The organism is Streptococcus sp. HCA-5024, from assembly GCF_037890265.1.
Lineage (GTDB): Bacteria > Bacillota > Bacilli > Lactobacillales > Streptococcaceae > Streptococcus > Streptococcus lingualis.
This window is the reverse complement of record NZ_JBBKBR010000001.1, coordinates 707,961-719,023: the sequence shown is the minus strand read 5'-3', so window position 1 is coordinate 719,023 and position 11,063 is coordinate 707,961. Positions and strand designations below refer to the sequence as shown.

At 42.9% G+C, this 11,063-nt stretch carries 8 protein-coding genes; 7 read left to right on the top strand and 1 reads right to left on the bottom strand.

Going from position 1 to position 11,063, the window contains the following annotated elements:
• Positions 1–284: 284 nt before the first annotated feature.
• Positions 285–800, top strand: coding sequence for a phosphatase PAP2 family protein (locus WKT08_RS03605; RefSeq protein WP_070595414.1), 516 nt, complete (start codon positions 285–287; stop codon positions 798–800).
• Positions 801–883: 83 nt separating this feature from the next.
• On the top strand, positions 884–1,510 hold the full coding sequence (locus WKT08_RS03600) for a GNAT family N-acetyltransferase (RefSeq protein ID WP_340280073.1): 627 nt from the start codon (positions 884–886) through the stop codon (positions 1,508–1,510).
• 298 nt (positions 1,511–1,808) lie between these two features.
• Here WKT08_RS03600 and queG read toward each other — a convergent pair whose 3' ends face one another.
• Positions 1,809–2,948: a tRNA epoxyqueuosine(34) reductase QueG gene (gene queG, locus WKT08_RS03595; protein ID WP_340280071.1), complete on the bottom strand. Its 1,140-nt coding sequence runs from the start codon at positions 2,946–2,948 to the stop codon at positions 1,809–1,811.
• A gap of 115 nt (positions 2,949–3,063) precedes the next feature.
• Between queG and manA the strand changes: the two genes are divergently transcribed.
• From manA to WKT08_RS03570, 5 genes are all read left to right on the top strand, one after another.
• Entirely contained in the window at positions 3,064–4,008 is a 945-nt protein-coding gene (manA, locus tag WKT08_RS03590; RefSeq protein WP_340280069.1) for a mannose-6-phosphate isomerase, class I, read from the top strand.
• Between the two features lie 278 nt (positions 4,009–4,286).
• Positions 4,287–5,027 carry a MerR family transcriptional regulator gene (locus tag WKT08_RS03585; protein WP_340280067.1) on the top strand — a complete coding sequence of 247 codons (741 nt, stop codon included), beginning with the start codon at positions 4,287–4,289 and terminating at the stop codon, positions 5,025–5,027.
• A gap of 370 nt (positions 5,028–5,397) precedes the next feature.
• Positions 5,398–7,242, top strand: a complete 1,845-nt coding sequence (locus tag WKT08_RS03580) for an APC family permease (RefSeq protein WP_340280065.1) — start codon at positions 5,398–5,400, stop codon at positions 7,240–7,242.
• A 174-nt stretch (positions 7,243–7,416) separates the two neighbouring features.
• Positions 7,417–9,936: a preprotein translocase subunit SecA gene (gene secA / locus WKT08_RS03575; RefSeq protein WP_021153773.1), complete on the top strand. Its 2,520-nt coding sequence runs from the start codon at positions 7,417–7,419 to the stop codon at positions 9,934–9,936.
• Positions 9,937–9,988: 52 nt separating this feature from the next.
• Entirely contained in the window at positions 9,989–11,017 is a 1,029-nt protein-coding gene (locus tag WKT08_RS03570) for a 3-deoxy-7-phosphoheptulonate synthase (RefSeq protein WP_340280063.1), read from the top strand.
• The last annotated feature ends 46 nt before the right edge of the window (positions 11,018–11,063 follow it).

Here is an 11,063-nt window from a genome sequence, read left to right as displayed (position 1 = left end):
CTGATGAAATCAGCGTAGTAGAGCCCACTCAACCACTGCGTCTTGCTCGACAATCCAAAAACAATTAAGAGGCTAGGACTTTTGTCCCAGCCTCATTTTTTTATCGATAATAGTAATGGAAAAGACGTTTCTTGGAGACAGAAAAATGATAAATCATCAGATTTTAGTGCTAAATCATGTGAAAAAGAAGAAAGAAAGGATAAAAAAGAAGCCTGGCTTGACAGGTTTTCTTAGGATCGCGTATACTAGTAGTATAAAATAAGATGAAAGACAGGAGTGCCAACATGAAGCCCAATCTTCAAGATTATCCGAAATTTTATCGTTGGCTAACCCTGCCTTTTGCGAGAAAACCACATCGTGTGCGGGTCCTTCAAAGGACGAATCGAATCTTGACGTTCGCCATGCCAGGCATCTACGGCCTGGTCTTTTGTTGGCTGTTTTTTAAGAAAACTTCAATGGGAGAAATCTGGCCTTTTATCTGGATCCCTGCTTCGGGTTTTGTCTTGTTTAGCCTCTTTCGTCATTGGGTCAATGTTCCGAGACCTTATGAAAAATGGGAGATTCAACCCTTATTAGAAAAGAATTCATCCGGACATTCCTTTCCTAGCCGACATGTTTTTTCGGCCACCATTATCTCGATGTGTGTCTGTCAGTTGTCGCTTCCGCTTGGAATGTGCTCCATGCTCCTATCTCTTCTATTAGCCCTTGTCCGAGTTCTTGGAGGGGTTCATTATCCCAAGGATGTCCTCGTCGCTTGGGGATTGGGACTCGTCTGGGGAGGACTCTTTTTGCTGGCTTGAATGAACAAATTCCTAAAAATTGACCTTTGTCTAAGAGCGAGGGATAGTGTATACTGGAAAGTGGACTTAGAATAGGAGAGAAGATGAAGTACAGAAAAGCAAAAAAAGCAGATCTGGATCAGGTGGTTCGAGTAGCCAGTACAGCCTTTGAGGACTATCTATTTTTAAAAGTTATCAAGGATTTGGTTCGGGATCCCAAGCAATACCCATCCTTTGTTGAGGCAATGATGCGCATCCTGGTAAAGGTTTTTCTTAAGCACCATATTTGCCTTGTGGCAGAAAAAAATGATGAAATTTATGCAGTTGCCTTGTTGCAAAAGGAACCGATCCCTTTTCGGGCCTATCTCTTAAATGGGGGATTCGGTTTGCTCAAGTTTATTTCCTTGAAGAATATGTTGTCCTACTTTAAATTTATGGAGGACACGGATAAGGAATTGGAGCAAAATGTAGATTTTGATTGGTATTTGATGCTTCTTGCAGTCGCCCCTAAACACCAACGGCAGGGCTATGGCAGTCGCTTTATGATAGAAGGAATTGAGCCTTTCTTGGAAGAGATCCAAGGAAAAAAACTAGCCTTTTATACCAATACCAAAGGAAATGTCTATTTTTACACGAAAAATGGTTACAAGGAAGTCTATTCAAGTGAGATTTGCTTTAACCAAGTAGAGATGGGTAGTTGGTATTTCTTGAAAGAACTAAAAAAACACTAAGGATACAACCTTAGTGTCAGATTGATGACAAAGTCATTTTAGAAACTTTCCTTAGGTGACTACGGACGTCAGCGAACTTCGAAGAAGTTCCATGACTTAGTTTTGAGCCTAAGGTCTCAAAACTCCCGAGCTCTTGAAACTATTAAGTTTCAAGAGCTTTTCTCACGTCGGAAAGTTTCAGTTGATGATTGAATAATTCTAACGAATAAATTTTTTTATTTTTACAGAAGTTAATAGATTTGTATAAAATAGCAATTTGTATACGCCTTCACACTAAGGTGACAACCTTAGTGTTTTTTCATTGTAGCTGTGAATCTGCTTGAATGCCGAATTTTTCAAAGAAAGCAGTTCGTTCTTCTATGATAGCATCGGTCGGATGTTTGATATTCCGTAAGAGCTCAACAAGGTCCGGCGTGACTTCACGAAGCAGTTGCCCTAAGGACCAGATAGCCGTTGCAATATGAATCTGATTTTGTGAAGTTTCGATGATGTTCAGGAGCTTAGGGATGGCCGAACGGTCATTGGCATTGGCTAATGCAATGATGGCATTGCGCTGGAGGATATTCTTGCCTCGCCAACTTCCAGCAACGTGCCCGAATTTTTCCTTAAATTGACCGTTGGACAGTTCGATAAAGGGAATCAACTCTGGATGAGCCAGATCAGGATCGATTTCTGTTGCCAAGGGATTATTTAGCCCTTTGTTATAAGGGCAGCTAATCTGACAGATGTCACATCCATAGATGACCGTTTTAATTTTCTTGCGAAATTCTAGGTCCATCATGCCCTTGTCTTGGGTTTGGAAGGACAAACAACGCTTGGCATTCATAGAGCCGTCTCCGATTAAACAGGAGGTTGGGCAAGCATCTAAACAACGCCGACAGTCTCCACAACCATAGTCGACTGGCTGATCCGGTTCGATTTCGAGGTTGGTAATCAATTCGCCCAGAAACATGTAAGAACCGTATTCTTTTGAAATGACCAAGCCATTTTTTCCGATAAAGCCAATCCCTGCTCGTTGGGCGACGGCCGTATCTACCAGTGCTCCAGTATCGACCATGCCCTTGTATTCAAAATCTTGCGTCATTTCTTCAATCCCAGCAGCTAAGCGGTTGAGCTTGTCTTGAAGGACATAATGGTAGTCTAACCCCCAGCTGTTGGGAGTGAATTTTCCTCTTTTATAGGCTGTTTTTTGAGGTTGTTGCTTGAGTTTGTGGGGGTAGGCGACAGCGATTGAGATGATGGTTTTGGCGGAGGAGAGACTTAATTTGGGTTGGATACGCTCTTCAATATTCTTATGCTCGAATCCAGAATTCCGTCCTTCCTCAACGGCCAAGCGGAGCGATTTTTCCAAATAAGCGAAGTCATCAGCAGTTGTAAATCCAATTTTTGATATCCCAATAGAATGCGCCAGTTGGATAATGTTTTCTTTTAGTGTCATCCCTTTCATTATACACAAAAATAAAGTTTCTGGCGAGAGAGGAAAATAATGGAAAGGGCTTTCAAAAACTTTCTTTTTTTTGTATAATAGAAACAGGAAATGCGAGGAGGATATTATGGGACAACCATTATTTTTACATTCAGTCATGCAGGAAAAAATTTGGGGAGGAACTCGTCTGAAAGAAGAATTTGGTTACGAAATTCCGAGCGACCATGTCGGTGAATTTTGGGCGATTTCAGCCCATCCACATGGAGTTTCTAAAGTAGCCAATGGTCCATACGAAGGAATGGGATTGGATCAGCTCTATCAAGAGCATCGGGAATTATTCGGTAATCGTAAAGAGCCTGTCTTTCCTTTATTAACAAAGATTTTGGATGCCAACGATTGGCTCAGTGTACAGGTGCACCCAGATGATACCTATGCAATGGAGCATGAAGGAGAACTTGGAAAAACTGAGTGTTGGTATGTGATTGCGGCTGATGAAGGATCTGAGATTATCTATGGCCACAATGCCAAGTCAAAAGAAGAACTCCGCCAGCAAATTGAGGACAAGAACTGGGATGCCTTGCTGACAAAAGTTCCTGTCAAGGCTGGAGATTTCTTCTATGTGCCAAGTGGAACTATGCACGCGATTGGTTCTGGAATTTTGATTCTTGAAACCCAACAGTCGAGTGACACCACCTACCGGGTTTATGATTTTGACCGCAAGGATGCTCAAGGAAACTTGCGGGAACTTCACTTGGAAAAATCAATTGATGTGTTAAACATCGGTGAGCCTGCCAATAGCCATCCAGATACAGTTGTGATCGATGATCTTCGTATGACCACCTTGGTTGCAAGTGATTTCTTCACCGTTTATAAGTGGGAACTGACTGGAAAAGCTGATTTTGAAAAGACCGCTGATTACAGCTTGTTGAGCGTCTTAGCCGGAGAAGGGAAATTGACGGTAGATGGAGAGGATTATCCTATTCAAAAAGGAAGCCACTTTATCTTACCGAGCGATGTTGAATCCTGGACTTTGGAAGGGCAAGGTTTAGAATTGATCGTGAGTCATCCATAAAAAGAAAGGGTTTGAGTTAAAAGCTGTGAAACAACTCAAACCTTTTTTATCTGAAAACTTTTTTTATGTTAAGCCTTGACACTGACCTAAGGGGAGGGGTTATACTATCCTTGTAATACTCTTCGAAAATCAAATTCAAACCACGTCAGCGTCGCCTTACCGTATATATGTTACTGACTTCGTCAGTTCTATCTACAACCTCAAAGCAGTGCTTTGAGCAACCTGCGGCTAGCTTCCTAGTTTGCTCTTTGATTTTCATTGAGTATAAGGAGGAAATCATGTACCATATCAAAGAAGCTGCAGAGCTGTCAGGTGTCTCTGTCAAGACCTTGCACCACTATGACAAGATAGGACTTCTCGTCCCTGTGAAATCTGAAAATGGTTATCGGACATACAGTCAAGAAGATTTAGAACGATTACAGGTGATTCTCTACTACAAGTATCTAGGATTTTCCTTAGACCAAATAGCAGAACTCTTAGCTGAAGAAAAATCTAACTTATTGCCCCATTTGACCAAACAGTTGGACTATTTGACTCAAGAAAGACAACGTCTGGATACCTTGATTTCTACCCTGCAAAAAACCATTCAAGAACAAAAAGGAGAAAGAAAAATGACCATTGAGGAAAAATTTACTGGATTTAGCTATCAAGATACTCAAAAATACCAGCAAGAGGCGGTAGATAAGTACGGTCAAGAAGTCATGGATCAAGCGCTTGAGCGCCAAAAGGGGCGTGAAGATGAGGCTACGGAAGCCTTCAACCAAGTTTTTCAAACTTTGGCTCAAAATCTCAAAGATGGACTACCCGTATCAGCAAATGAAAACCAAGATCAAGCCGCCAAACTTTTAGACGCGATTCGAACGTATGGATTTGACTGCTCTATAGAGGTTTTTGGCCATATCGGCAAAGGCTATGTCTATAACCCAGAATTCAAGGAAAACATCGACAAGTTTGGAGCTGGCACAGCCCAGTACACTTCGGATGTCATTGCCCACTATGTGGCACATCAACCCAAATAAAAAAGTGAGAGTGGGACAGAAATCGGTAATTCGTTAGAATTCGATTTTGTCGTCCCACCCCCGTACAGTTGAGTAGGCCTGTAAAAGCTGATGAAATCAGCGTAGTAGAGCCCACTCAACCACTGCGTCTTGCTCGACAATCCAAAAATAATTGAGAGGCTAGGATTTTTGTCCCAGCCTTGTTTTTTGCTTGGATCAATTTGAAAAGAAGCGGGCTGATCTAAGAGAGGTTGAATGAACACAATGAAAACTTTATGAAAATTTCACAATTTTAGTTGACAGTCTTGAAAAAAAAGAGTAGAATAACCCCTGTTTTATGAAAAGAGGCAGGGAATTCCCGGCCTCATGAACTTTTTTCAAGGAGTTTTTTATGTTTTCAACATTGAAAAAATGGTTTATTGGCCGTCCGTTGAAATCTGGTGCAGAAGGTGAAGGCGGGTTGCTTGGGAAAATGCAGGCCTTGGCCATGCTCTCTAGTGACGCGCTTTCTTCTATCGCTTACGGTCCAGAGCAAGTTATCCTGGTCTTGATGACCGTTTCAGCGGGAGCCATTTGGTGGTCCATTCCGATTGGGATTGTGGTCCTGGTTCTCCTAGCCAGTTTAACGATTTCTTATCGTCAGGTCATTCATGCCTACCCTCAAGGGGGAGGGGCTTACATGGTGACTACGGAGAACTTGTCTCCCAAAGCGGGTTTGATCGCTGGTGGTAGTCTCTTGGTCGACTACATGCTGACAGTAGCAGTATCTGTGTCTTCCGGTGCAGATGCTATCACGTCAGCAATTCCATCTCTTCATCCTTATAATCTTCACATTTCCATTTTATTGGTCTTGATTTTGATGCTGATGAACCTGAGGGGATTGCGCGAATCAGCGACATCATTGATGATTCCGGTTTACCTTTTCATTGTCAGTACCATTGCCTTGATCGGCTATGGTGTGATCCAAATCTTGACGGGTCACTTGGCCTATAACGCAACTGCTCATGTGGGTCAAACCATTTCAGGGGTAAGTATTATTCTCTTATTGCGGGCCTTTACGAGTGGATCCGCTTCCCTAACAGGGGTTGAAGCTATCTCCAATTCGGTTCCTTTCTTCAAGAAACCAAAAGCAAAGAATGCAGCCTCTACCTTGACCATTATGGCTTTAATTTTGGGGATCATGTTTGCAGGGATTACCTTCCTCAATTACTGGGTGGGTGTCGTTCCAGCTAAAGGGATAACAACTCTAGCCCAAATGGCCCAAGCTATCTTAGGAAATTCCCCAGTCGGTCAAGCCTTCTTTTACGTCTTTCAATTGTCAACAGCCTTGATCTTGGCAGTTGCGGCTAATACAGGCTTCTCCGCCTTTCCAATGTTGGCCTTTAACATGGCTAAAAATAAATACATGCCGCACATGTATATGGAAAAAGGGGATCGTCTGGGCTATTCCAATGGGATTTTGACCTTGGCGATTGGTGCCATCGTCTTGCTCTTGATCTTTGATGGGCAAACAGAAAGCTTGATTCCGCTTTATACCATTGGGGTCTTCATTCCTTTTGCCCTTTCTCAAACAGGGATGGTTATCCACTGGAAACGCCAATATCAAAAAGGATTTCTTAAGTATTCGCTTGCCAATATCCTGGGGGCAGCCATCTGTTATGGGATTGTCTTGATCCTCTTATTATTCCGTTTGCGTGAGATCTGGCCCTTCTTCCCTATTATCGGTCTTTTGCTTTGGATGTTCTTGAGTATCCGTAATCACTATGATAAAGTTGCGGCTCAATTGCGCTTGGGAGGTCAGATCGAAAAGACAAGTTATGCGGGCAATACCGTGATTGTCCTTGTTGGGAATGTCACTCAGGTAAGTGTGGGAGCTATGAGTTATGCAAATAGCCTAGGAAACGATGTTATAGCTATGCACGTCTCAACGGAAGAAACCAAGGTTAAAGACGCTGAGGTAGCAGAAGAATTTAAGCGTTATTTCCCTCATATTCGCTTTGAAAATGTCATGACGAGTTACCGAGATATTATCCAACCAACGGTTGAATTTGTCTCAAAAGTAGCTGAGGAGGCCAAGGAAAAAGGGAACACTGTTACAGTCTTAGTCCCTCAATTTATTCCTAAAAAACATTGGCAAAATGTTCTCCACAACCAAATGAGTTTGAAATTGAAGTATGCACTTCGTTGGCATGAAGAAGTGGTTGTGGCAAGCTATTCTTACCATTTGTCTGAATAACGATCGCCTAAAGAAAAGATGTCTGCTTGAGCAGGCATCTTTTTGGATTTTCTCACACGAAAAAAACCACTCGAAAGTCTTGTAAGATACAGCCTTGATCTTGAAAAAATGTTTAAAAAATGCTAGAATAAAAAGAACATTTTAGATTTTGAAAAATTCAAAGTAAGGAAAAAAATGGCAAATTTATTAAAAACAATTATTGAAAATGATCGAGGCGAAATCAAACGCCTTGAAAAAATGGCTGACAAGGTCTTTTCTTATGAAGACCAAATGGCAGCTTTGACGGATGACGAATTAAAAGCGAAAACAGTTGAGTTTAAGCAACGCTACCAAGATGGTGAGTCTTTGGATGATCTCTTGTACGAAGCTTTTGCAGTTGTTCGTGAAGCTGCAAAACGGGTTCTTGGTTTGTTCCCATACAAGGTTCAGGTCATGGGGGGAATCGTCCTTCACCATGGTGACGTTCCAGAGATGCGTACAGGGGAAGGAAAAACCCTGACAGCCACCATGCCGGTATACTTGAATGCCTTGTCTGGCAAAGGGGTGCACGTTGTCACCGTCAATGAATACTTGACTGAGCGGGATGCAACAGAGATGGGAGAACTATACTCATGGCTTGGCCTTTCAGTAGGGATCAACCTTGCAGCAAAATCTCCAGCTGAGAAAAAAGAAGCTTACCTCTGTGATATCACTTACTCAACCAACTCAGAGATTGGTTTTGACTACTTGCGTGACAACATGGTTGTGCGTGCAGAAAACATGGTTCAACGTCCATTGAACTATGCCTTGGTCGATGAGGTAGACTCCATCTTGATTGACGAAGCGCGTACGCCGTTGATCGTTTCTGGTCAGACAGCTTCTGATACGAGCCAGCTCTATCACATGGCGGATGCTTATGTGAAGACCTTGACAGAGGACGATTACATTATCGATGTCCCATCTAAAACCATCGGTTTGTCTGATTCAGGAATCGATAAGGCAGAAAGCTACTTTAATCTTGAAAACTTGTACGATATTGAAAACGTAGCTTTGACTCACTTTATCGACAATGCCCTTCGTGCCAATTACATCATGATTTTGGATATCGACTATGTGGTCAGCGAAGATCAAGAAATCTTGATCGTCGACCAATTTACTGGTCGGACCATGGAAGGACGTCGTTATTCTGACGGACTTCACCAAGCGATTGAAGCCAAAGAAGGTGTTCCAGTTCAAGAAGAAACCAAAACATCTGCGTCGATTACTTACCAAAACCTCTTCCGTATGTACAAGAAGTTGTCAGGGATGACAGGGACAGGGAAAACTGAAGAAGAAGAATTCCGTGAAATTTATAACATTCGCGTGATTCCAATTCCAACCAACCGTCCGATTGCTCGTATTGACCATCCAGACCTTCTCTACCCAAGCTTGAAATCAAAATTCAAGGCTGTTGTGGAAGATGTCAAGTCTCGTCATGAAAAAGGTCAACCAGTCCTCGTAGGTACCGTTGCCGTTGAAACCAGTGATTACCTTTCTCAATTGTTGGTTCAAGCAGGTGTCCCTCACGAAGTTTTGAATGCGAAAAACCACTACAAAGAAGCGCAAATCATCATGAACGCTGGTCAACGTGGTGCTGTTACCATCGCGACCAACATGGCCGGACGTGGTACCGATATCAAGCTCGGTGAAGGAGTTCGTGAACTTGGTGGACTTTGTGTGATTGGTACAGAGCGTCACGAAAGCCGTCGTATTGATAACCAGTTGCGTGGACGTTCTGGACGTCAAGGGGACCCAGGTGAATCTCAATTCTACCTTTCTCTTGAAGATGAGTTGATGCGTCGTTTCGGTTCAGAGCGTATCAAAGCAGTGCTTGATCGCTTCAAGTTGAGCGAAGAAGAATCGGTGATCCGTTCAAATATGTTCACACGTCAAGTAGAGGGTGCACAAAAACGGGTTGAAGGAAACAACTACGATACCCGTAAACAAGTCCTTCAATACGATGACGTGATGCGGGAACAACGGGAAATTATCTACGCTGAACGCTATGATGTTATCACAGCTAACCGTGACTTGGCACCTGAAATCAAGGCCATGATCAAACGGACCATCAAACGGATTGTTGAAGGGGCCAGCCACTCAAGCAAGGAAGAACGCGTTGAAGCGATTCTGAACTTTGCCAAATACAATTTGGTTCCGGAAGATACGATTTCTGCAAGCGATATTGAAGGAAAATCTGACAAGGAAGTTATCGATTACTTGTATGCACGTGCAGAAGAAATCTATGCTAGCCAAGTAGCGAAATTGCGTGACGAAGAGTCTGTGCAAGAATTCCAAAAAGTCTTGATCCTTCGTGTGGTGGACAGTAAGTGGACGGACCATATCGATGCTTTGGATCAATTGCGAAATGCGGTTGGACTCCGTGGGTATGCGCAAAATAACCCAGTGGTAGAATACCAATCAGAAAGTTTCCGTATGTTTAACGATATGATCGGATCGATTGAATTTGATGTGACTCGTCTCATGATGAAAGCCCAAATTCACGAACAAGAACGTCCACGTACGGAACACAGTATTTCAACAACTGCGACTCGCAACATTGCAGCGCAACAACAAGATATTCCAGCAGATATTGACTTGTCACAAGTGAAACGCAACGATTTATGCCCTTGTGGTTCAGGTAAGAAATTCAAAAACTGTCACGGACGTAAATTTTAAGAGCTCCTCTGAAATAGAAAGAGGATGGGTCTAGGTAGCATAAGGAGGCCGTATGGTATTCATTACGAAGAGCAATAAGATTGATGAGCAAGAGATCACTTCGCTTTACCGCTTGGAAGGTCCAGCCTTGGAGCGCAAAGAAGCGCGTGATCGAGAATTGGAAGCTATTATCAAAGGAGAAGACCAACGGATCCTTCTTGTGATCGGGCCTTGCTCTTCTGATAATGAAGAAGCTGTGATGGAGTATGCCCGTCGTTTGGCAGACTTGCAAGAGCAAGTGAAAGATCAAATTTTCATTGTGATGCGGGTCTATACGGCTAAACCTCGGACCAATGGGGATGGCTATAAAGGCTTGATGCACCAACCAGATACACAGGCGGCACCAAGCTTTGTGGATGGTTTAAAAGCTGTGCGCCATCTTCACTATCGTGTGATTACAGAAACTGGTTTAACGACTGCAGATGAATTGCTTTATCCAGGCATTCTTCCTTATGTTGAAGATTTGATTTCCTACCACGCGATTGGAGCGCGCTCAGTCGAAGACCAGGAGCACCGCTTTGTATCTAGTGGGATCTCTGCTCCAACAGGCATGAAGAATCCAACCTCTGGAAATCTTTCTGTCATGTTCAATGCGATTTATGCGGCCCAACATCCCCAAAATTTCTTGTTCAATGCCCAAGTAGTGGAAACATCAGGAAATCCTTTAGCCCATGCGATCCTTCGCGGAGGCTTGGATGCAACTGGTAAGAATATTCCAAATTACCATTATGAAGATTTGCTAGCGGCATCAAAACGCTATAGCGAAATGGGCTTGCAACATCCCTTCATCCTGGTGGATACCAACCATGATAATTCTGGAAAACAATTTAAAGAGCAAGTACGCATCGTGAGAGAAACCATGATGAACCGTGCTTGGAATAAAGATTTAGCATCCTTAGTTCGTGGTTTCATGATTGAGTCTTACTTAGAAGATGGCCGTCAAAATGAACCGGTGGTTTATGGTCAATCGATCACAGACCCTTGCCTAGGTTGGGAAAAAACACAGGCCTTGGTCAAAGAAATTGCAACGATGAATAAATAAAAGGCAGGGGCGGAAGGAGTGATTCTTTGGCCCCTTCTCTTTTGTC

Excerpts from the sequence above, each read along its gene's own strand:
- WKT08_RS03580 (WP_340280065.1), top strand. The coding sequence starts at position 5,398 with ATGTTTTCAACATTGAAAAAATGGTTTATTGGCCGTCCGTTGAAATCT.
- manA (WP_340280069.1), top strand. The coding sequence starts at position 3,064 with ATGGGACAACCATTATTTTTACATTCAGTCATGCAGGAAAAAATTTGG.
- WKT08_RS03585 (WP_340280067.1), top strand. The coding sequence starts at position 4,287 with ATGTACCATATCAAAGAAGCTGCAGAGCTGTCAGGTGTCTCTGTCAAG.
- WKT08_RS03600 (WP_340280073.1), top strand. The coding sequence starts at position 884 with ATGAAGTACAGAAAAGCAAAAAAAGCAGATCTGGATCAGGTGGTTCGA.
- WKT08_RS03570 (WP_340280063.1), top strand. The coding sequence starts at position 9,989 with ATGGTATTCATTACGAAGAGCAATAAGATTGATGAGCAAGAGATCACT.
- secA (WP_021153773.1), top strand. The coding sequence starts at position 7,417 with ATGGCAAATTTATTAAAAACAATTATTGAAAATGATCGAGGCGAAATC.
- queG (WP_340280071.1), bottom strand. The coding sequence starts at position 2,948 with ATGACACTAAAAGAAAACATTATCCAACTGGCGCATTCTATTGGGATA.
- WKT08_RS03605 (WP_070595414.1), top strand. The coding sequence starts at position 285 with ATGAAGCCCAATCTTCAAGATTATCCGAAATTTTATCGTTGGCTAACC.